The organism is Legionella pelazae (assembly GCF_052527395.1).
The window spans coordinates 287,023-310,810 of record NZ_JBNVZS010000001.1 but is presented as its reverse complement, the minus strand read 5'-3'; the positions used below and the strand labels follow the sequence as shown (position 1 = coordinate 310,810).

Here is a 23,788-nt window from a genome sequence, read left to right as displayed (position 1 = left end):
AAGCATCACACATTTCGTTGAAAATACTGAAAGCACTAGTCTATAGTTCTCAGATAATAATAAAATTAAGCTTAGAGCTGTTGTTACAATATAGTCTAATTTAATAATTTGTTAATTAAAATGTGAAATAATAGAACAAAATGATCTTTTTGGTTAAGAATAGATGGGTGACAAAGTTTGGGTTTATTTTGGGACAGGCTTTTGCTATGAGAGCGTTGTGGATGTCGAGGCGCTTACCAATACTACCGAAAAAAAAGGAATGATAGTAACCGGTTATTTAAATGGTCAAAAGTTAGAATACATTACCAAAGCCGCCCAGCAAAAACGGGAAGGCGTTTGGGTTTATTTTGGGACAGGTTTTTGCTATGAGGGCGCTGTGGATGTCCAGGCGCTTACCAATATCACGGAAAAAAATGGCATCATAGTTACCGGCGACTTAAATGGTCAAAAGTTAGAATACATTACCAAGGCCAATCAGAAAAGTCGGGAAGGCGTTTGGGTTTATTTTGGGACAGGTGTCAGCTATAAGGGCGTTGTGGATGTCCAGGCGCTTACCAATATCACGGAAAAAAATGGCATCATAGTTACCGGCGACTTAGATGACTGCAAGTTAGAATACATTACCAAGAACGCTCTGAAAAGTCGGGAAGGCGTATGGGTTTATTTTGGGACAGGTATCAGCTATGAGGGCGTTGTGGATGTCCAGGCGCTTACCAATACTACCAAAAAAAATGGCATCATAGTAACCGGCGACTTAAATGGCCACAAGTTAGAATACATTACCAAGAATGCTCTGAAAAATCGTAAAGGCGTTTGGGTTTATTTTGGGACAGGTATCAGCTATGAGGGCGTTGTGGATGTCCAGGCGCTTACCAATATCACGGAAAAAAATGGCATCATAGTTACCGGCGATTTAAATGGCCACAAGTTAGAATACATTACCAAAGCCGCCCAGAAAAAACGAGAAGGCGTATGGGTTTATTTTGGGACAGGTATCGGTTATGAGGGTGTTGTGGATATTCAAGCGCTTACCAATACCACGGAAAAAAATGGCATCATAGTAACTGGCGACTTAAATGGCCACAAGTTAGAATACATTACCAAGGCGGCTCAGAAAAATCGAGAAGGCGTATGGGTTTATTTTGGGACAGGTATCGGTTATGAGGGTGTTGTGGATGTTCAAGCGCTTACCAATACCACGGAAAAAAATGGCATCATAGTAACTGGCGACTTAAATGACCGCAAGTTAGAATACATTACCAAAGCCGCCCAACAAAAAAGGAAGGGTGTTTGGGTTTATTTTGGGACAGGTTTTTGCTATGAGGGCGTTGTGGATATTCAAGCGCTAACTAACATCACTGAAAAAAAAGGCATCATAGTAACTGGCGACTTAAATGGCCACAAGTTAGAGTACATTACCAAATCCACCCAACAAAAACGGAAGGGTGTTTGGGTTTATTTTGGGACAGGTATCGGTTATGAGGGTGTTGTGGATATTCAAGCACTTACCAATATCACGGAAAAAAATGGCATCATAGTTACCGGCGACTTAAATGGTCACAAGTTAGAATACATTACCAAGGCCAATCAGAAAAATCGGGAAGGTGCAGCATGGGTTTATTTTGGGACAGGTATCAGCTATGAGGGCGTTGTGGATGTCCAAGCGCTTACCAATACCACGGAAGAAAAAGGCATCATAGTAACTGGCGACTTAAATGGCCACAAGTTAGAGTACATTACCAAATCCACCCAACAAAAACGGAAGGGTGTTTGGGTTTATTTTGGAACAGGCAGCTGCTATGAGGATGTTGTGGATATTCAAGCGCTAACTAACATCACGGAAAAAAATGGCATCATAGTAACTGGCGACTTAAATGGCCACAAGTTAGAATACATTACCAAGGCGGCTCAGAAAAGTCGAGAAAGAGAAGGCGTATGGGTTTATTTTGGGACAGGTATCAGCTATAAGGGCGTTGTGGATGTCCAGGCGCTTACCAATACTACCAAAAAAAATGGCATCATAGTAACCGGCGACTTAAATGACTGCAAGTTAGAATACATTACCAAAACTGCCCAGCGTCTACGGGAAGGCGTATGGGTTTATTTTGGAACAGGCAGCTGCTATGAGGGTGTTGTGGATGTCCAAGCGCTAACCAATACCACGGAAAAAAATGGCATCATAGTTACCGGCGACTTAAATGACCGCAAGTTAGAATACATTACCAAAGCCGCCCAGAAAAAACGAGAAGGCGTATGGGTTTATTCTGGGACAGGCATTGGCTATGGGGGCGCTGTGGATGTCCAGGCGCTAACCAATACCACGGAAAAAAATGGCATCATAGTAACTGGTTACTTAAATGGTCAAAAGTTAGAATACATTACCAAGGACGTTCAGCGGCTACGGGCTAAAAATTCGCCATTAGCAAATCCTGAACTTGAGCCAATATCAACTACTTATTCTACCACTGATGAGATTGAAGAAGATAGCTATTACCTCTTAGATAATAATAGTAACAATAATAGTATGGAACCTACATCTACTTTATTAGATGAAGAGGGAAAATTGCTGACCGAATTTGAACCCTTACCCGATTTTTTGGTAGATGAGTTAAAATCATCAATAAATCAAAATGAATCAGATATCCCTCAGGAGTTTACCTTTGAATATACTTTTTTTAGCTCTAATCCAGAAAGACGGGCAAGTAAAAGAAAGTTTAATGATAGCGATAATTATGAGGAAGGAATAACCAAAAATCAAATCAGTTATTCGGGCTTTTTTGATAGGAGTCAAGATTCAAAATCTAATTTAGCAAAAAAGATGAAAATTTCAGAAAAAGATGAAGATAAGTTTGATTTAAAGTAAATAGCGTATCTTAAGAAGATATAAGGCCGAGTTTGTAAAAGGAATAAATTTGCTAAATTTAGGAGGAGGCAATCAAGCTTCCATATATGATAAAGAAAATAGGCAAGGTGAGTTAAAAGTTATTTCTTGACTGCATTGTCTTAATATCTTCTTAAGATTGTAAATATATAATACAGAAAATTTCAATTTTTAAGGGTATAGTTAATGCTGGCTCTTTTTAAAAAAACATCAAGGTATTTTTGGAATAAGATTCCAGAAAATGTAAAGTCTTACTTATTAAATAATGGCATAACTATCTCAAGTCATGTTTGGAATAGGCTTCCAGAAAGTGTGAAGTCATATATATTCAAGAAAGCGATGTCTATAACTCCTCCGGTAGAATTAAGTCTAGATGAGAAAAATGAAATAGCTAACTTCTTAGACACACTTAATTTTGACGAGGTACTAACAACATCCGATCAGGTAACCCAACTAACACATTCTGAAAAAAACATACCCTCAGAAGCTAATCAACAATCTGTTTATGGTTTTTTTGATAAAAATATTCCTGATCAAGATAAAAATGAAGAATCACATACAGCTATGTCAACTGTCGAAAATCAATCATTCTAATTACTTCAAACACTTTACTTGTGCTTTTCCAACAAACTGTTATGAACTTGCTGTTTTGCAAGAAAAACTTTTGTATAAGCAACTGTTTTATTTAAGGCCTGATTAAATTGAGGTTCGTTGCCATGAAATAATAAAGTAGTTGCATCTATTTCTTCAAAATGGTCAATAAACTTAAAAGCTTCAATAATTTCAGGTGTTTTTAACATAGCTAAAAATTCATTATAACTATGACCTCCACTACTAAAAAGTAAACTAGAGGTAAAACACTTTAAAAAGGAAGTGAATTTTTCTAAATCATTAAAAGATAATTGAGTGTCTTCCTGTAATTTTTTTATACAGCGAATTTGACATAGCATTGTTCCAGAGACAGAACAGGAAAAGGGGTGAACCAAGGATGAAAAATTTTCTTTTGGCCATGCCGCGGATAAATTGAAATTGACTCTATCAGGAGGTCTAATGAAAGAAAACCCTTTTTTTGTAAAGATTAGATCGTTTCTTGGAACAGGCATGTAACTTTTCATTAACCCAAAGTGGTTCGAATAGCTGCCTTCTTGAAATCGAGCTCCATGCGTTTCAGCAGATGCTTTAAGGTATTTTACTATACGGCCACGCTGTTGTTCAGAAAAAAAGCCTACGCCATAGACGTTATTAAGAGGTAGGTCAGGGTCAGTTAGCTTAACGATTAGGGTACCTAGCCACGAGCATTTACACATTAATGCTAACTTCTCTTTTTGAACTTCAGAAAAAGCCCAATAGCTTTTATTTGATTCTATTTTAGAAAGAATATCCATATATTCTTCAACGATGTAATCTTCTCTTGCTGAAATTGTTTTATTAAGATAATGATCAAATTTGGCTTGTTCATTGGCAGGAAGTAGCTGATATAATGCTTCGTAATGAGCCTTAAGATCGGCCAAATCAACTTGATCAAGAGTAATTAAAAGAGTTTCAAAAGCTAAATGAGTTTCAAAATATCTCCGGGTTGGATCTTCATTAATGACTTCTGCGCTAGTTGAAATTTCATATTTTTCATCTAATCGATTTTTCTTAAATAAATTTATAACGAATTGAAAATCATTCTGTGATGCAATGCCTTTAAGATATAGTTTCTTAAGCCTATCAACAATGAACTCGTTTTTGTAACAATCAATTAAGAGTAAAACTGCTTGCCCAAAAGACAATGTAATCATAAATATATTTATAAAACAGAAAAAGGGCTAAATTATAAATTTTAAATATTAAGGAAAAATTAAGTTCTATTAAATTAGTTAAAGTTAGAATATTAGTAAAAAAATCAATACAACTAAATTGTTTAGGGACTGGTAGTAGTATTGCCCGCTGTCAATCTGAAAGACAAAAACCGTATTTTACTTTTTAAGGTCGTGGAGGTGGCTTTTCACCCATTTCCATTTCATCACTTCGCTCCTTTTTTTTAAGGGATTTTTTACTTGGCGCCCCCTCTATGGCGACTTTAAGTAAATCTTTTTTAGCCATTTCTAGAAAATCCCCTGGCGAGGCTTTCAAAAACCTAGGACTTATATCGGTATAATGTTGAGCACACTGATCATAATCATTTTGTTCAAAACCTAAAACAGCGAGCATGACCGGTCTTAGTCGGGCTCTCATAGTTTCGCCTTCTTTATAGCGAGGATCCTCATAAATTGCCCTAACCAAATCCAAGGTTTCGCGATAATCACCTTTATCAATTTTTTCAATAAAGTAGTTAGCCTTATTACGACCTCTTTTTCCAGGCTTGGAAGATGAAGTATCATCTCTATATGCTTCGAGTTCTTCTTTTAAGCGTGTACGGGCCTCATTTAAGCTCATTGCTTCCTTCATTGCTTACCTATTATATAAGTAGTGACATAATTAATTATAGCAATACAATTGAGTTTTTTTTATGCAAAACTAGTTATAAAATCAAGCTGTAAATTCTCTTTCAATTAAAAATGATTAATTATTAATAAGTTAACCCTTTGAATTATCAATTTTTTTGCTGAGTCGTTTTGTCTGGGTAAACATAGCTCTAGATTATATAAAGTTCTTTGCCCTATTGGAGGATTATTGCAATAGATTTTGCAATCTGTCTTATTTAAATTCTCGTTAGGAGCATAGAATAAACAGGCAGCATAGCAGAGAATTTAATATAGTATGAAATAATTTCAATTTGCCAATTAACTGTTGGCATGCTAAGGTGCTTATCTACTTCAATAAATGCGCACAATATTCTCTAAGATCGTTTAGTTATACCTTGCTTACTATCCTCTAGATCATTGTTCGTACAACTTAAGGAGACGGCAATGAAACAAAATAAAATATATGTAGGGAACTTACCTTTTGATACTACAGAAGTATCTTTAGAGAACGGATTTGGTAAATATGGCAAGATTGAAGAGCTATTATTAATTAAAGATCGTTTTACGGGCCAATCGAAGGGCTTTGGCTTTATTACCTTTAGCACTCAGCATGAGGCAGAAAACTCGTTAGAAATGAATGGGAAGCAGTGGGTAGGAAGAACATTAAAAGTTACAATGGCCCAAAATCGAATGAATCAAAACCGTTCTGGCGGTCGATATTAATTAAGTGAAAAATACATCTATTTAATTTCCAAATAAATCGCTTACTTGTAAGAAAAATTTGATATAAATAATCTTAAGATTATTTATATCTCTATCATAAATTTCTTATAAGCTTAGTTAATTCAATTAAGCAAGCTTATACTACAGCATGCATGACATAGGCGCGTCATTTGGGCATACAGTATAAAAATATATTATTTTTTTTCTGATTAGATAAAAGGCAATTCATAGGTTGAGCTCCGAGAGTTTTTGCATGTAAAGAACCTTTTTGCTAGGAATTGCGGGAAGTATAAGCGATGAATTAAAATTCAATTATTTGTGAGCGATGAAAATCAAGGACAATTTTATACCAAAGAATTAAAGCCCTTAAAAAAACTTACCCTTAAGAATAATAAAGATTTATAACAACCTTAATGTAAAAACAGCATAAATTTTATTGCTGTTTATACCAATAGTTTAAAGAAATTGCAATTTAGGGTTGTAAAATAGGTATTTTATTTAAACAAGATAGGATTTGTTAAAATTATATAACTGGATTTAAATGAGAATTTTGGGCACCTTGTTCTTCTGGTAATTCATCTTTAATTTCAGATAATGCCTCTTTGAACTGACTTACTGATTTTGCTACTCCCTTTTCGCGGTTCTTATAAATCAACGTCGCACCAACAGCGCCTATTACTCCAGCACCTACAGTCGCGCCTACGCCTGCGCCAATTGTACCTGCTAACCCCGCGACAGCAAGTGCAGCTGGCAAAAAACCAATGCCGCCAGTAAAGAATCCAATTGCGGCTATGCCAATAACTGCTAGCGTTAAACAGGAAAAAGCTAATAAGACAATACCCAAAGTCCTCCAACCTGAAGATTTTTTTCCAGATACATGTTGGGCTAAATTAGCTAATTCTCGAGCATGGCTTTGTGTTTTATTTTTATCTTTTAAATCGGTTAAGGCTGCGTGGGCAGTAGATAGCACTAGCGTTAAATCATGAAGGTTTCGTGAATCTAACTTTTCTGGGTTGTTTTTTGCTAATGCCTTGACTTGTTTTATAATATTATCGCCTTGTACAACTAAGTTTTTCTTGTTTTTCTCTTTCTGCCAGTCTTCCAGTCTTGCTACTTCCTGTAATTTATCAGAAAACTCCCTAAGCCACTTATTGTATTCAACTAGAGCAAGATCACTTGGCTTTTTAAGGAAATCGACATTTCCTACTTTGTTTCGCTTATTAGTTTCTGCACTCTTTAGGTAAAATCTTGCTTGAACCTTTGGAGAGAATATTGTTCTGCCAAGAAAGTTATTAGCAATAGAGTCGCTCTTCATGCCAGGGGAACCATGCACGAGATGCGAGGTGATTTCCGCAGCATTACCTCCAACTGCTCGGGTTAACTCGATATTGTCGGTTTTTAAGCCCATACCTCGATATACTTTATGCATCCATTTTTGAATAGCTCTCTCTATTGCAGTTCCTGTTCTATCTTGACCACTTGCACAATGTACTAGGCTAATTGTGTTGGGAGTATTGCTTGCAGCTAATATTATTGTTGCTGCACTTTCAACACGTGTTGCCTTTTGTGTGGGAGAGGTTCCTTTCGGTTGTGGTTCTTCTTTATCAAAATTTAACCCAGGGGCAATATCAAGAGCGCGGTTTGTGCCATCAAAATTAGTGGGGACATAGGACACATTATCATGTTTATCTTCATCTGCGCGTTCGCGTGTTGCCTTATAAACGTGATTAATGATGATATGCTGATCTTCAGAGAAAGTATATGTATTTAATGTGGTAACGTGAATATTCAATGAACTTACATCTTTACCCATTTTTTCTGCTGCGGCCGTACGAATCTGTTCTAGATTTTCACGGGTATGAGTTTGCAGGTTATCGTCATTTTCTCCTAAACCAACAAAAACCGGCGAACCCATTCGCGCAAGCCAAAGTACATGTTCTTTTTTCTCTTCAGTTTGTAATTGAGAGAGCGGCTCTGGATTGTCAAGTTGACTTCGCTCCATTTCAGTTAATTCAACTTTAACAATAAAACCATTTTTTACCCCCACAAGATGGGTTTTACGTGCTTGAGCCGGCAGGGCTGTCTCATCGCTGGCGATTAAGTCTTTAAACAGTTTATCTGCTTCCTGGATAGCGAGATTATGATGGGTATGTGAATTTTTTTGCTCTTTATCTGGGTAGGGTATTATAGATTCTAATTTTTCAAGTTCCTCTTTTTGTTGATCTGTTTTTTTAGTCACGGGGTATTGAGTTTCACGTTGCAAAATCCTTGCTTCATCATCATAGGTTAAGGTAACCATCGTGCGAGCGGGATAGAGGACGCTAGATAAATTACGATAATGAAAAAGTAGTTTTTCGGCATCCTTTCTGCTTTCACAGCCAGCTGTTAAATTGGCATTATGAAGTTGCTGTACTAAAAAGGTGTTAAATTCTTCTTCTTTCCTAGCGATTTTCTTTTGTTTAACTTGATCGTTATCTTTGCTTTGAGCAATTTGTAATACCTCAAAAGCTAATTTGCTAAAGTTTTCTCTAATTTCCTCTCTTAGCGGTTGCGCTACTTCATGGTTATCCTTATATTTTTTACCAATTGCATAATCAATAGGGCGCAAACGCGATAAGCAACGTAAGAGCATATTATTAGCAGTAATAACCGGCGCGTCAGGGGACATGCGCTTATCAAGAGGTATGGCTTTTGTAGCGTCTCTAATCCACTCATTTTTGTCTTGATCATAGGTTGAGACAATACCATACTGCGCGTCATTCGTTTCGCGCAGAAGATCGCTCATATCTCTATAAATAGCTTGATGATCTGATTGACTATTTCTTAACTTCTCTTGAACTTTTTTAGGATCGAGTTGAATTTCCTTATTAGGAATTGTAATCGTTTTCTCTTCTTTAGTTAATTCATTAAACAACTCTGAGTGCTGTTTCATCTAGTAGGCCTTGTAACAACTGCGCTTAAACTGGCTAACAATTTAGCTAAAGCCTATCGGATCTTTGCAGTTAAATTAATAAGTATTAATAGATAGATAATTTAAAATAGTTATAGTCCTTAATTCTGGTGCCATAGGCTAAATCTTTCTTCTAAAATACGATTTATCGGCTTATTATATAACAAATTGATTAAAAAATCATTAATTAAGTTAAAAGTAAAAGAAGTGTGCATTAAAAATGAATTATATCTTAGAAAAGCCCTCCTAAATAAGAGAATCAAAAGTTTGGTAGGGTAAATTCTAAATAGAGGAGCCAAATCTTAATAATGGTTATAGGTAAATTTGAATCCTAACTTCACCGGCACCTAATTCCAGTACATTTTAATGATCTCATAAAGCATAGAATGCTTAGGTATTTCTTTTTCATTATATCTGGTGCAAAAATTAAAAACCTATGAAAAGCTCGATATTTATGATACTGATACAAAATTTACATTATTTAGTTTAAAAAGAATTATTTATTGAGCAATAACGAGGTTAATTCTAGGATGCAATTGGTATGTTAAATCAAAACACTTTAACAGGGACCGTTATTTATTTAGAACCTATCTCTGCCCTTCATCAGCAGGGCTTACAACGCGCAGCAAATGATAAGTTAATTTGGCAGTTTATGCCTATCTCTGCTACTGGTTCTAATTTTTATCGGTGGTTTGATGACTGTTTAGCAAAACAAGAACAAGGTCAACAAATAACTTATGTTGTACGGGAAAAAGATAAAAATACTATATTAGGTTGCACAGCTTATTATGATATTAATTTGTGTCACCGACGTTTAGCATTAGGGTATAGCTGGTATATTAAAGCCGTATGGGGCGCCGTAATTAATCCTGAAGCAAAAATGCTGATGCTAGAGCAAGCTTTTGAGACGTGCTCTATTAATCGTGTTGAGATTAGCACTGATCCTAAAAACAAGCGCTCCTATTATGCTATCTTGGCTTTAGGCGCTAAAGAAGAGGGTTATTTACGTGAGCATATGATAAATCATAGTGGCCAACTTACTGACACCATTTTATTTAGTATGTTAAAAACCGAATGGCCTATGATAAAAGAGCGGTTAAGAAAACGCATTGAATCCAAGCAAAGTTATCATTTTAAGTGGGATTAACAGGGCTAGGATTATTTTATTTGGTGAATATCTATCAATAGATATTTATAAGCTTAAAGTCGAAAATATAGATTTCATTGATATTAAATGAGCTAATAATTGATTTGATAAATTACAATCATAACATGCTATAATGAAACGCAATTGCAATATTGAAGAAAGAGATTCAAGTGAAGGAATTAGCGTGGATTACTATCCTTTTAATAGGAGGGATAATACTGTCTTCTAATAGTCTAGCTCATACTATAAATTGCCCAAAAATTATTAAAAGTACTCAAACCTTAAAAGATAAACTAGATGGTTGGGAAGCCTATTTAGATGTTAGTCAAACTGAGCACCCATTTAGCCATATTACCTTTTATGCTGGTCACCCTAGCGAAAATGCTAGTCTTGCGCCTAATAATCAAAATATAAAAATAAACATGATGATATGGCGTTTTCAAGGTAATAATTTTTGGGTAGCTTGTAACTATAGAGGTACAGCTATTCAATTAATTCAACGATTACCAAAGAAAACTAAAATTTGTTCTGTGATTTATAATAAGGACAATTCTATAAAATCTATTTTTTGTAATGGATAGGAATTATTAAATTTAAAGTATTTAATAGATAAATATTTATTTGATTAAAGTAAAAATGTTATAAAGATTGATTGATATTAAGTGATGAGCTTAGAAAACTACTTTCAGAGCTTAACTGTTATCCTTTCTTAACTTGCAGTAGATAAAGGTTACTGATTTGAACAGTTCTGAGGGCTAGTTGTATATATTCAGCCAGAGTTTCTCCTAATTAAGAGTTACATATCATTATAAGTATACTGTTCTATATTGCTTCTATATTGATAGGAGACAACCGGCTCGATTAATAAAGTTAGAGAAGCAGTTTCAATCAATAAACACGCATGTCCAAATAGCGTATTATTATTTTATCTTTATGAAATTTTTAGCATAAGGTAAGAACTGAGTGATTATACTATATGTAGCTGTTATATCTTCTTAATTATTCCATTGGCTCATTGGAGCAAAGACAGTTGGATCTGAATAAACAGCCACAAGTATAGGGCCTTGAGAAATAGAAAAAGCCTGATTTAATTTTTCTTCTATTTCATTATTATTATTAATGTCTATACCAGTAATATGGCAGCTCTTAGCTAAAGAACAATAATCAGGATTAATTAAATCGACACCATATTTTTCCTTTTGTTGTGCTGCCACTCGTTGTAATACATTATTGCAGAAAACAATGATTATAATATTTAATTGACATTGGGCAGCAGTAAGCAAATCAGCTAGTACCATTTGCAATGCGCCATCCCCAATAATTCCTACAACCCTTGAATCAGGTTTGGTTAATTTTGCAGCAATTAAAGCAGGTAAGCAAAAGCCCATAACGCCTAATCGACTACTTACTAAAATGGATTGACGCTGTTTCAGCTCTAGGTACTTTGTAGCCCAGACAGTAGAATCGCCGATATCAAGCGCTAGAATTGTTTTTTGCGAATCAATAAAATGGTTAAACTTATTAAAAAACAGTTCAGGTGAAACATAAGATGATTTTTTCTTTAGCTTATAGGATTCCTGAGAATGTTCGCTTTTTTTATTGATAATAGAACGAGACTTTACTCTACTTGCTAGTCCTGTAGCAATCTCAGCTAGATCACCTAGCAACATTCTTTTTTTAATGAATTGATAATCTAATAAGGAAAAATTAGACTCACATTGTATTAATTCGCGAGTTTGATCAACATCTTTATCAGTTAGTAAATAGATAAGATCGTCAACGCCAAAGGTAATAATGACTTCAGCTTCTCTTATACCTTCTAGAGCTAATCTATTTGCAGGCGCGCCAAATAAGCCCAGAATTCCTAGGTAAAGGGGATGATTTTCACGAATTACTCCTTTACCAGCAAACGTACTGATTATTGGTGCAGAAATTTTCTCTGCAAAGTATTCGATAGCATCACCTGCACCATAGGCTCGGGAGCCTACGCCAATCACTATTTTTCTAAAAGAATTTATTGTGTTGGCAACTATTTCAAGAGCAGCTTCTGGTGGACGATAAAGCTGTATATTACGGTGCAAGTGCTGATAATGAAGACGAGCAGACTTTAATTCTTGCCGAGTAAATTTAGTAAGTTGTAGATCAGGTGCAATGGCTAAATGTGCAGGACGGTGATAACGGATGATATAACCCACTGCAGCTTGTAATAATTGAGGAACTTGGGCAGGATGTTCACAAATAGCATTAAAACCACAGCAGGCGTCTGTTAATTTTATCTGATCAACGCTCTGAAAATGTCCTAAACTATGCTTATTTGTAATAGGTAACCCTGAAATGACCAAGACGGGCGAATGATCCAGTTGAGCATCAAGCAAGCCTGTCAATAAATTAGTTACTCCTGGCCCGCAGGTAGATGCACATACACTTAAGCTTTTAGTTAATTTGCCTTGTGCCGAAGCAGCTAAGGCAGCAGTTGATTCACTTCGCATCAAAATCCAATCAAGTGTAGGATGTTTATTAATCGCCTCCATGAGCGGTAAAATTGCAGCGCCTGGGTATCCAAAAATATGGCGAACTTGATATAGTGCTAAATAATTACAAATATGCTCAGCAATATTCATAGAAGAAAGTTTATAGTAATAATACTATTAGTATAGCTAGAGTTAATATGCGTCTAAAAAGGAAAGTATGTATTCTATTATTTTAGAATTATTGCCTTTTATTCTTACTATTTTAGTTGGCTTGATTTTAGAAAAAAGTAGGGTATTAGGTAATGAAGGGTATAAAGTACTCAATAGATTTGCCTATTATTTAGGAGTACCTTCGCTTTTATTTTCTTCTTTTGCTTCAGCACCTATTACTTTTAATCGTTATGAGTACTATTCTTTTGCATTCATTTTATCTATGTTGGTACTATATATTCCAATTTATAGTTACCTTTATTATAAAACGCACAATGTTAATTTAGCTGCTTTAGCAAGTTTAGGTTCAGTATTCCCAAATAGTGGCTTTATAGGCATCCCCGTTTTATACATTCTGTTCGGACAAGTTGGGGTGATTACTGCAGCTTTGACAACTATATTAACTTTAGCTCCGTTTTCTTTAGCGATTATTATTTTAGAGGCAAGAAAAGAGGGCTTGCATAGGGCTCTTTTACAAGTCTTGCAAACACTTGCTAAGAACCCTTTACTTTGTGGAGCTATAATAGGAATTTTAACGTCTTATTATAGTTTGCACGTACCAAGCTTTATACTAAAAACTACAGAGCTAATTGGCGATGCAGGAATCCCTTGTGCGATATTAGGCATTGGACAGATGCTTGTCATATTTAAAATTAAAAACTTATCTAATCTTATAGCTCCAATTGCTATTAAATTAATTCTGCATCCACTTGTCGCTTTTTATTTATTTTATTTGTTTGATGTGGATCCGAATCTCTTAACAATGGGTGTTATTATTGCTTCTCTTCCTACTGCCGTTATGCAATCAATATTGGCTGTCGAATTCAATACATACCAGGCTGAAAGTTCCGGGTTGGTTATGTTGAGCACAGTTTGCTCTTTTATTTCTCTTCCGGTTGTCGTTTACTTTCTACAAGCTATAACAACTGCATTTTAGTAGCTGAAACAGTCATCGAAAGTGAATATCGATTAAGCCAACAAATGTATTATCATCCCCGCGGCATTGTTGCGTGGCAAAGAAAAAGTAGTTACAGAGAATAGTAGCCTGGGTGAAACGAAATGAAACCCAGGTTTCGGCCCTATGGGCCTGCACCCAGGCTACTACTGCATTTTAGTAGCTGAAACAGTCATCGAAAGTGAATATCGATTAGCCAACAAATGTATTATCATCCCTGTGCGGCATTGTTGCGTGGCTAAGAAAAAGTAGTTACAGAGAATAGTAGCCTGGGTGAAACGAAATGAAACCCGGGTTTCGGCCCTATGGGCTTGCACCCAGGCTACTACTTATAATTTCCTATGCTATATAAAATTACACTTATTATCCCTTGTTTACATATCTCACAAAAGGTAGGGCTCGCCTCCATAATGCATTGTAACCCAGGTTTGTGATTAGCTCCTTTTGTGCTGATTGAATCACCATAGCCGCCTTTGTAGGCGCCATAGACAGGTGGATTAGGTTGCCAGTCGCTTGTAGGTGTGGGTATGGCGGTTTGTGGAGATACCAAAGCATGCCATTTTAAACCATTGTAGGAAGGATCTGATAAAAAGGTCATGTTTTGCGACCACGGTTCGTCCATGTCTGGGGCAAACTCTAATTCTGTACGCCCACCGCCTTCATATTCTTCGTTAAGTCCAAAAAAATGGCCAAATTCATGAAGTAATAAGTAGGTAAAGTACTTTTTATTGCCAGCGGGTAAAGCTGTGTGAGACATATAATTACCTACGCCCCAATAGCCGTCTTGCTTGATTAAAATTAAGGCATAGTCATAAGGTGCAGATGCCAATGCCTTACGGAATTTATTTTCCCGTGTTGGATAGACTGCATGATACCAACGTTCAAAACCATTCCAATAGGGATAATATAAGCCTAGAAACGAATCAAAATTAGGAATAGGAAACCCTAAATCTATTGGCTCACCCAATGTTTTATTTGATGGATGAAATACAGCATAAAAACTAAAATACTCAACACCTGGAAAATGATTATTATGCAAAGCATTAACTGTTTTAATTGCATCTTGCCAAAAACGTTTTTTGTCTTGTAGCTGATAGCCTTCAGCATAAATATTGATTCTGAGAGACTGAGGTTTTTGGGATATTAATAACTGTTTTACTTCGAGCTCAGGATAGCTTGTATTATCTGTTGATAATTCACTTACAATAATTTCTTGTTCTAATACTGTTTCCATGACTCCAGATTGAGGATTTTCTGCAATCAATTCAAAAATTACGTTATCTTTGGGGACTGGAAATCGTAGATTAATAGCTCGCGATAGTTTGCGATATTCTTTGCCTGTACCAATGGAATCATAGTATAAATGCTTGCCATTTTTATCTTTTAATATGCCTAAATAACTTCCCCATTTAGGTCTGTGCTTACTTCTAGCTAACAGTGCAGTCGTGCCGGATTTTTCTATGATTGCACGATTTAATTGATAAGATTCTTTATTCGCAAGCCAGTCTATTTGCACACGTAATACCGAAATTTTAGATTCTTGCTTGATAGATTTAATTGTGTTCTCCGAAACATAACGTTCATGAGAAAACTCTGATTCCTGAGGAATTAAATGACGATTCCAATGAGGTTTTGCTGCAAGTGGTAAGAAAAAAAATGATACGAGTAAGAAAACAAATATACGCATGTGCATCGTCCTGAAAATTAAACCGATGATTAAACATAATGACTTGTTTTATTGATAACAAGTGATAAGTAATCTAACTAGTACAAGAGCTTCTGTATAGAAGATTGGCATTATAGCAATGTTAGCAAAGCAATTTAAATAGTTTTATACATCCAACGAGTAATTAAGCTTTCTTTAACTGTAGAAGTAGCTCAAGAGGTTGTTATATGAAAAATTTTATTCTTATTTAATCAGATATTACCAATATGTGAAAGAAAGAGATGAACTATCAATGCTCTTTCTTATAGGTTCCATATTAACTAGCTCTATATAAGAAATAATAAAATCAGGTACTCGGCGTGAATACTTCTATTATAGCTTTTAAGATATTTTGCGTTTCTTTATCGCCATGTTGAGCTGCAATATAAGCAGCTGTTACACCGTAGTGGGTTTTTTGATCTAAATTAGCACCATATCTTCCTAAAATTTTAATGGTTTCAGCATGACCATTTTGAGCGGCAATATAGACAGGTGTTGTACCAACTTCATCTTCTTGGTTTAAATCAGCGCCATGTCTTGCTAGAGACTCAATGTCGTCAATGTGGTTATTCTGAGCTGCTATATATACTAAATTTACTGTGTTAGTCTTGCGACGCGCAATATCGTCAGTAACAGTATACAGTGGTTTAAATTGTGCCAGTTTTTCTTCTAAAGGCGTACAACGTGGGTCAGAAGCAGTAAGTATCAGATTTGCATTAAAGGCTACGTATGGACTTTCTCCAGCAATTTGCATATCTTTCAAAATAGCTTCTGCTATCGACTTAGTACTGTCTCGCATGGGTGCATCTCGATTACTGTCTCGATAAGTCCAGCCTTGTCCTGGTTTATAAATCAGAGCAACAGTATGCACATCACTAGTTAGCAAAAAACCAATAGGAGCATTAGAAAAAATTGATAATGGTTCAAGCTGTTGGCCCAATTGATTTAAGTAATTTTCAAGTTCTTCCTTAGTAAAAATAAAAGGTGCAGAATAAAGCCTTTTTAAACCGCCACGTTCTTTTATAGCCTCTGATGAGGCGATAATTGAAATATTTTCGCATCGCTCCTGACTTTGCCTAGTCTCGTTTACCAAGAAAAACCATTTACTTAAATTATGAAATAATTCTAAACTGTCATAAAAGCTAAGTATTTCAAGATTTTCCTTATCAGATTGAGTAAGATTCTTTCCTTTTTTGGCCTTTGCCTCTGCAATTTGCTTGAGCAACATGTTAAGTGGAGTAAATTCAATCAATTGGATTCGATTCTCAAAGCGCTGTTGCTCTTCCTCACTTAAGAGACTAGCTTCTAACCAACGTATAGCAAAGCCATAGCACAATCCTTCTAAATCTTGCTGATAATTTAAAGCTTCATATAAATCTATTAGAGCTTCGTGGGCCGGCATGCACTGTCTTCTGCGTTTAAATATGGACTATGTACATATTATAGTTTATACAAAATGATTAAAAAATTAACAAAATTATTATAAGAAAACAAAATTTGTGCTGGCGAAATTTAAGCTGAAAGAGCCAACTAGAGATAGCTCGACTCTAGTCATTTATGCCGCTAAGGAGACCTGATAAATCAAAGAGTTAACTATTTCATTCACTTTATACAATTACTACTCGACTGTTAGGTAAAATAAATTAGGCTCCACTCTCGCTAAGAGCATTGGTCATTGAGCGCTTAAAAGAAGGCGGGCCACCTCAACAAATTGCAGGTAGACTTAAACGTTCAGCCAGGTAAAGCCCAGAAACTCTATCAACTCTTGCATAAGAAAAGACGTTTTCGTTATCCGCCTGTTCGACGTAAACGAGAATGACCCACTTCAGAAGTTAAAAAAGCAAGGATTGCACAACGCGGTGACGGTGACGAAGTAAACCAAAGGCAACGCTTTGGTCATGGGAAGGTGATTTACTCATGTTCGCGACGCATCATCAGCATTTAATTACGCTACGTGAACATAAGAGCCGTTACATAGTAGCCATAAAAAATAACAGACGTAAACCTAATAAAACAGCTAACACGTTGGTTAAGTACATGATGAATTTTTTATATTCTGTAAAATACTAGCTATTAATAGAAAGGATAATGCTGTTTCAAAAGTCGATTTTATTGTAACCGCACTAGTCACTAGGAAAATTTAAGTAGTTCTTTCCTAGTTCCTGAATTAACATTAACTAAGATCACGTACAAGTAGGATAGGGACAGTAGCAATTCGAATAATACTTTCAGCCACACTGCCTAAAAAGAAACGATTAAATCCTCGCCTACCATGTGTGCCGATGACCAGTAAATCAGCAGACCATTTTTGCGCCTCTTTCATAATGATCTCAGCAATTCTTACTTGAATTTTTTTTAGTTCAACAATTACCTTTTCAACTTTTATTGAAGATTGGCTTGTAATTAACTTTTCAATGTTATCCAGTATTTTCTCTCCCTCTTCTCTATAGGCTGAAACAAGAGCACCATAGTCAATAGTACTGCCATGGTAAATAAAAGTTTCATCAACAACATAAATAAGACGTACAATAACATTTTTATCATGGGCAATTTTGATAATTTCCTTTACAGCCGCCTGTCCAACCTCGCTACCATCAACGGCTAGCATAATCTTCTTATATGTCATATCAGCCTCTCTTTGTTATCGGTGTATGAATCTCAATCAAGCTTAATTATAGATTACTTATAACTTGTGACAGAAAATATAGATATCTAATATTAGGACGTGTCATCAATTAAATTGATTTTAATTTGCTTCATAAAACGATATTCTACCTTATTTGTAAATGGGATTTATGATTCGAAGATAGGCTTAAGGCATGAACAGTGGGAACGAATAAAAGAGGTTACCTGGTCGTAAAGAGACAGTTGAAGTAATAGCAAAAGATAATTGTCTTTTGTTAAAGCCATCTTATATCGCTATAGAGCAGGGATTGCCTGGCGTGATTTGCCCGAGCGCTTGGGTGATTTTCGAGTTATCCATACTCGCCATAGTCGTTGGAATAAGATAGGCGTTTGGGAGCGAGTTTTCAAATTGTTGCAGAAGATGCAGATAATGAATATGCCATGATTGATTCAACTATTGTTCATGCGCATCAACATAGCACTGGTGCTCAAAAAAAGAAGGGCAAGATCAAGCTATTGGAAGAAGTAAAGGCGGACTAAGTACTAAAATTCATCCTGTTTGTGATGCGCTTGGCAATCCTATCGCTTTTCATCCACCCCTAAAAGGATGTTGCAATTTATAATAATAAGGTAAGTGCTTGATTAATGGTGGCTATGGGTAGACTCGAACTACCCACCTCAGCATTATGAGAGCAATTCTAATTCTTTAATAATGTACCTCCATATATATCTATGAACAAAATAATAATTTTTTTCAATAACTTAAGAAAATATTTAATACACTGGTATGTATCCTTATATACCTATATATAATGAATTTGCACTCTAGTACTTTGATAATATTTAAGAGATTCAATTATTTTTCCAGAAATATAAAGGAGAAATAAATTTTATAAATTAAAGAAATCTCAGAACCAGATAATTCTTCGTCTATAGTTAATTCTGGTCAGGAAACTCTAAATTTTATCATAGCCTGCCTAATGAATATTGTGAGTTACTTCAAATCAACATAAGTGGTAGGTATATTAATCCTAGCTGAGTTAATAATGTAAGAACTAGTTTAATAAGATTTAAAATTGTGATTTACGCGGTTGAAGACGACGAATCGTTAACTTTGGTTGCTCTTTTTCAAATAACTCAGAGGTTTGCTCTTTCTTACTAACATGTATTAATTTAAGTGCAATTGTCATATAATTAACCTAACTGTCTAATTATATATTAGATATAGTAAAAGTATTTAGCAAGCCTTGATGAAGCGCAGCGTAAGGTTTATGAACTCTCTGACTCTGAATCAGTAAGTTAGAGTATTGTTTTTCTTATCAGTTGTTTACTGAATTACTAGTCTACCATAGCCTGGATTTAGTACGGTCTTTAATAAGCAAGGTTTTGAAAATAGATATTATTTAAAATAAATCTGTTTCTTTTATGAAGTGATAGTTAAAATAATTTTACATTATGCCCCTTTCGAGCCGAATTATAAAATACGGCAGTGAAGAAAGTTACTTGGATACTTTAATTCAGTAAAGTTAAATTAAGTCAAAAATATGTTTTTAATCTATTACAGCTAAAATTTAAATAACAATGCTGGATGTGGTATATAGTCGACTTTATTATTATCTCGGTTAGATCAAAAGAGTCATATAAAAATAACTCTACCTTATTTATTAATTAAGGTTTGAGAATTTGGTCTATTTTTGTTTTATTTTCTTCTAATGCTCTATTTAGCCTAGCAATAGGATCCGGTGGAGGTTTAAAAAAATATTGTACTCCCTTTATTAGAGAACTTGGTTTTGGATTATGATCAAGTTTTGTTTTATTTTTTTCAATAACCTGAAGAGATTTCGCATAAACTTGCAGCCCAGCTTTTAATGTACTTTCTAATTTGGCACGAAATGCTAAATAATCTTCTCCATAATTAGTAATTTTAAAACGTTGTTCCATTTCTCTTCTAGCAGTTTGAATATTAACTATTAAATCAAAAATAACATTATATTCATCACTGTACTCATCATATTCTTTTAGTTCTTTAGATAATTTTACAAGCTCTTCTTCGAAATCACTAGCAGCCTTAAGTAACCCCTCCGCTTTAGCTTTGAAAAGACTTGATATTTCTTGAATATGTGCATTTGACTGAGCAGCTCTAATATAATGGGCATTATAATTTTTACAGGGTTCCACGCTATGAGTGCTTTTATCAAAATCTTTTATATAGTTTTTATAAGAAACAACATCCGCTTCTCTTTCTGTTAGAGAAAAAAAGCCTTTTAAATTCGTTAAATATTGAGAGGCAGGATATACTTTATTAGACCAAGGGTCACAAATGTAGGCGCATTCTCCCCAACTTTCAGGCTTTGTCGGATCACTTCCTTCTTTCCTACCTATGACTAAAAAGAGATGATCGCCATTGTTTAACTGAAAAATCTCTGCATTTACATTTGATGGCGCATTATTAATCACATAATCAAGAGCGATAAACGATAATTCAGTACATGAGCCGAGAGAAAATTTTTTGCATAATGTAATAATATTATAAAATTTAGAAATTATTTTATCTACTTCAACCGAGTATTTGGAATCTTCGAACAAATCTCTAACTTCTTCTAAACCCCTCGCAATATGGTTCCTTTGTAAAGCATCATAGGTATTATTAACAAGTTGAGTTGAGCCCTTAATAATAAAGCCTTGGGCATACTTACAGGCTTTCTTAGCGATTTCTTCAATAGTTTCTGGCGTTAGAGGAAGCATAGAGGCTACTACATCATAATCAATAAGATAATAATAGCACTTTTAGATTAAAATATTGTTATTTTGATCTATAAAAAAACAAAAAAATTAAGGTTACTATTACTTCAATTAGCTAAGATAGATTAAAATTGTGTCCTATGCGCACTCTAGGAAGGGAGTGGCAGTTTAGATAAACACTAGAAGTGCGACAGCTAAAGCTAAATAAAGTAGCACTTAGAGCTAGAATTCAACTGGGGAGATTTCATAATCATCCGATTTTAAAAGTGGTTATGGATGGACTCGAGTCACCGACCTCTTAAAAAACCGATTCAAATTCTTTTATAATGTATTTCCATGTACATCTATGAACAAAATAGATTTTTATTTCAATAAGTTATAAAAAAAACAAATACATTAATGTATATAGATATGCTAGTCTTTATAATGAATTTGCACTCCATATGCACTCTAGAATTTTAATAAGCTTGGATAGTTCTTATCCCAAAATCTGTCTTGTGGGTAATTTGTAGTTTTATTATTTCTTAAAAAAGTAAGCTTTAAATAGGTTCACATTGTTATTTTTTATTTTTAAAAAGTTAAACAATAGGAGTTATTTGTTTTTCATTTCTCTTTAAAATATCCTTAATTTAAAGAGAAATGAATGAGGTTTATTAAATGTTATCTTTGAACAAATAAGTTTGGGCAATTCTTTATCCTAAATTACTTTGCAATGTAGTATTATTTGATTCTTCTTTTTGAATTCCAGGTTGAGGTTTAGAAAATAATAGCATCCCTCTATCATTGATATAGAAATTTCTAGCGTTAGCAGGCAAATTTACTATCTTTTCCAAGGCATATATTTTAACAGGCTTTTTGCTGACTTTACTGGCAAATTCCTCGGCTAATGAATGAACAGTTATTTTATCTGTTAGCTGATTAAATATGAATTTAAATCGAGTAAATTCTTGACTTAAATAGTCAGATGTTTGGTTAGAAAAATCTTTACTAATATTTTCCTTAAACCAAGAAAATACCTGTTCTTCAACAGCCGAAGTGGGTAACGAAGACTTTTGAGAATAAGTTTGGATTAAATCATCATAGTTTTTTGCTAAACTACCCATCTCTTGAGTATCACTAAAATGTAAATCATTTACTCCCAAATACAAAAACCTTGCTAAACAAAGTTGTCGTAACAACCAGTTCAAAGGCATATTATTATGTACAACAATAACTGAAATATCCTTAGCACCATTTTCCTTAAGATTTGTAATAGCTTGGCAAAGCGTATTTCCAGTTGCTGTTTCATCATCGGTAATTAAATATTTATCATAAGCATTAATGCCAATATCGCCTGAATTTAGATTGCTAATCAATGCGCTATCATCTTGATGAGAATCTCGTTGCTTTTCTCCTAATATGCGTGATTCACATAATTTTTTACCTAAAATATTTTGTAAATGTAAAACGAGCTCTTTTGTTCGTTTGGTAGCGCCAGCATCAGGCGTTACTAAACGCAATTGTCCTTTTGTGGCATGCTGAGATTCATTGAGCCAATCAGTAGCTAATTTAGTTGATACAGTAATAAGCGCTGGTACCGCTGAGCCTTTTATTTTTTTGCCTGTATAAGTTCCTGACATAGTATGATTATCATGACATTCTGCTGTAATAACTTGATTTACTCCAGCTGCTTCTAATAATAAGCCATTTTGTTGTACATAGGCCCCAGTTTTTCCTTTAGGATTATTTTCAGCTTTGTCAGAGCGAGCATTAAACTGATAGGGATTAATTAAATTAATTTTTGCTGCACCGCGCAGATGAGCTTGCCTTGCAATCATTAGAGCTTCAAAAAAGTAAGCAGAAGCCCCATTTTTTTGATACTCTGCCGTTTCGACAAGGTTGTCAGGATTTGGGCGGGTTGACTGCACAATAGTTACTACAGCACCAGCAATTTTAGCTTCACTTGGAATCGTAGCCTTATCACCTTTCCCTTGAGGATAATAGAGCTTAACTTTTTCTCCCTTTAGACGAAGATCAGCTGCTATTTTTTCTGCTAGAGGTCTATTTGCTAAACAGCACAATAGTATATGTGTCTGTTCTTGTTCAGGAATGCTGATAGAGGAAGCTGTATTGCCACAGAAATTCTCAAGCAAATTATGGTGTTTTAAATCGAATTTAGCCCAGATCTGATTTAAATAACTTCTACGAGTAAAGTGCATAACTTGTGAATCAATGGTTGCTTTATTAGTCTGCTTATTTGGTAATTGCAGATAATTTAATAATTCGTTTTTGCTGATTTGGTAATGTTCATGATTAGATTCAGGTTGCTCGGATATTATAAGGGGTATAGTAGCGCTGATGTTAGTCTCATCTAAAATTCCTTGATAATTTTTATCATAAAAATAAATCTTATTAGCGCCACTTGCCTTAAATAACTTCATGAGCAATATATTAAAATCATTAGCGTATAAGATGGGATGAAATTGTTCAGGTAACGCAATAGTAATTTTTTCAGCGCCTTGTTCATAAGCACAGCGGCAAAGTTGCAGTGCTTCATAAAGTAAGGCAAAAGGTGAATAATTGGCATGTTCTACACCAACATGAATATTAATATTTTCACCAGTGATTTCAACATCAGGGGATATAATGGCAAAAGGATCACCTGTTGAAAAAATCTTAAAGCTATTACGTGCGACTTTCTTAGGATCAATATGCCAAGTTTGAATTGGACAACCTTGATTATAAAAATTAATGAATTTGCTGGATATTAATTCTTCAGGTGTTTTAAAAAAGATCCCTTTTTTAGCAAATGTATTTTTTAATTTGTTATGATTAAGTGTTAAAAGCCGGCTTATATCAAATTGTTGTGACTCAACACTAATTTGTTTGGAAGGAATCATATTTACCTCTTAATTATTCTGAAGAAATTCATAATAATTAAATTTAATAT

Annotated in this window: 16 protein-coding genes and 1 pseudogene; 7 read left to right on the top strand and 10 right to left on the bottom strand. The window is 34.7% G+C overall.

What is annotated here, in order from left to right; genetic code table 11:
- The first annotated feature begins 163 nt into the window (after positions 1-163).
- Both ACQUW5_RS01395 and ACQUW5_RS01390 read left to right on the top strand, forming a co-directional pair.
- Complete coding sequence (locus ACQUW5_RS01395; RefSeq protein WP_444989284.1) at positions 164-2,863, top strand: hypothetical protein; 2,700 nt, start codon at positions 164-166, stop codon at positions 2,861-2,863.
- A gap of 330 nt (positions 2,864-3,193) precedes the next feature.
- Complete coding sequence (locus ACQUW5_RS01390) at positions 3,194-3,475, top strand: hypothetical protein (protein WP_444989283.1); 282 nt, start codon at positions 3,194-3,196, stop codon at positions 3,473-3,475.
- Between the two features lie 14 nt (positions 3,476-3,489).
- Here ACQUW5_RS01390 and ACQUW5_RS01385 read toward each other — a convergent pair whose 3' ends face one another.
- Together ACQUW5_RS01385 and ACQUW5_RS01380 are read right to left on the bottom strand one after the other, a co-directional pair.
- On the bottom strand, positions 3,490-4,665 hold the full coding sequence (locus tag ACQUW5_RS01385; protein ID WP_444989281.1) for a hypothetical protein: 1,176 nt from the start codon (positions 4,663-4,665) through the stop codon (positions 3,490-3,492).
- Between the two features lie 184 nt (positions 4,666-4,849).
- Complete coding sequence (locus tag ACQUW5_RS01380) at positions 4,850-5,302, bottom strand: hypothetical protein (RefSeq protein WP_444989279.1); 453 nt, start codon at positions 5,300-5,302, stop codon at positions 4,850-4,852.
- Between the two features lie 473 nt (positions 5,303-5,775).
- Here ACQUW5_RS01380 and ACQUW5_RS01375 point away from each other — a divergent pair, with 473 nt between their 5' ends.
- Positions 5,776-6,054 carry an RNA recognition motif domain-containing protein gene (locus ACQUW5_RS01375; protein ID WP_444989277.1) on the top strand — a complete coding sequence of 93 codons (279 nt, stop codon included), beginning with the start codon at positions 5,776-5,778 and terminating at the stop codon, positions 6,052-6,054.
- A 523-nt stretch (positions 6,055-6,577) separates the two neighbouring features.
- On the opposite strand, the gene ACQUW5_RS01370 is transcribed toward ACQUW5_RS01375, so the two are convergent.
- Positions 6,578-8,986: a hypothetical protein gene (locus ACQUW5_RS01370; protein WP_444989275.1), complete on the bottom strand. Its 2,409-nt coding sequence runs from the start codon at positions 8,984-8,986 to the stop codon at positions 6,578-6,580.
- Between the two features lie 559 nt (positions 8,987-9,545).
- Here ACQUW5_RS01370 and ACQUW5_RS01365 point away from each other — a divergent pair.
- Positions 9,546-10,151 (top strand): GNAT family N-acetyltransferase, encoded by a 606-nt coding sequence (locus tag ACQUW5_RS01365; RefSeq protein WP_444989273.1) that lies wholly within the window; start codon positions 9,546-9,548, stop codon positions 10,149-10,151.
- Positions 10,152-10,321: 170 nt separating this feature from the next.
- Positions 10,322-10,732, top strand: coding sequence for an STY0301 family protein (locus ACQUW5_RS01360; RefSeq protein ID WP_444989271.1), 411 nt, complete (start codon positions 10,322-10,324; stop codon positions 10,730-10,732).
- 414 nt (positions 10,733-11,146) lie between these two features.
- Here ACQUW5_RS01360 and ACQUW5_RS01355 read toward each other — a convergent pair whose 3' ends face one another.
- Complete coding sequence (locus ACQUW5_RS01355; RefSeq protein WP_444989269.1) at positions 11,147-12,772, bottom strand: thiamine pyrophosphate-binding protein; 1,626 nt, start codon at positions 12,770-12,772, stop codon at positions 11,147-11,149.
- A gap of 67 nt (positions 12,773-12,839) precedes the next feature.
- On the opposite strand from ACQUW5_RS01355, the gene ACQUW5_RS01350 reads away from it, so the two are divergent.
- Complete coding sequence (locus ACQUW5_RS01350; RefSeq protein WP_444989267.1) at positions 12,840-13,769, top strand: AEC family transporter; 930 nt, start codon at positions 12,840-12,842, stop codon at positions 13,767-13,769.
- 12 nt (positions 13,770-13,781) lie between these two features.
- On the opposite strand, the gene ACQUW5_RS01345 is transcribed toward ACQUW5_RS01350, so the two are convergent.
- The 4 genes from ACQUW5_RS01345 to ACQUW5_RS01330 form a co-directional block, all read right to left on the bottom strand.
- Positions 13,782-13,925: a hypothetical protein gene (locus tag ACQUW5_RS01345; protein WP_444989265.1), complete on the bottom strand. Its 144-nt coding sequence runs from the start codon at positions 13,923-13,925 to the stop codon at positions 13,782-13,784.
- Positions 13,926-14,112: 187 nt separating this feature from the next.
- Positions 14,113-15,474, bottom strand: coding sequence for a M64 family metallopeptidase (locus tag ACQUW5_RS01340; protein ID WP_444989263.1), 1,362 nt, complete (start codon positions 15,472-15,474; stop codon positions 14,113-14,115).
- A 325-nt stretch (positions 15,475-15,799) separates the two neighbouring features.
- Positions 15,800-16,894 (bottom strand): ankyrin repeat domain-containing protein, encoded by a 1,095-nt coding sequence (locus ACQUW5_RS01335; protein WP_444989261.1) that lies wholly within the window; start codon positions 16,892-16,894, stop codon positions 15,800-15,802.
- 771 nt (positions 16,895-17,665) lie between these two features.
- Positions 17,666-18,118: a universal stress protein gene (locus ACQUW5_RS01330; RefSeq protein ID WP_444989259.1), complete on the bottom strand. Its 453-nt coding sequence runs from the start codon at positions 18,116-18,118 to the stop codon at positions 17,666-17,668.
- A gap of 165 nt (positions 18,119-18,283) precedes the next feature.
- Here ACQUW5_RS01330 and ACQUW5_RS01325 point away from each other — a divergent pair.
- Positions 18,284-18,710 (top strand): annotated as a pseudogene (locus ACQUW5_RS01325) (IS5 family transposase); the annotation flags it as partial.
- 1,075 nt (positions 18,711-19,785) lie between these two features.
- On the opposite strand, the gene ACQUW5_RS01320 reads toward ACQUW5_RS01325, so the two are convergent.
- Entirely contained in the window at positions 19,786-20,862 is a 1,077-nt protein-coding gene (locus tag ACQUW5_RS01320; protein WP_444989257.1) for a hypothetical protein, read from the bottom strand.
- Between the two features lie 689 nt (positions 20,863-21,551).
- Positions 21,552-23,738, bottom strand: a complete 2,187-nt coding sequence (locus ACQUW5_RS01315) for a ribose-phosphate pyrophosphokinase-like domain-containing protein (RefSeq protein WP_444989255.1) — start codon at positions 23,736-23,738, stop codon at positions 21,552-21,554.
- Positions 23,739-23,788 lie beyond the last annotated feature (50 nt).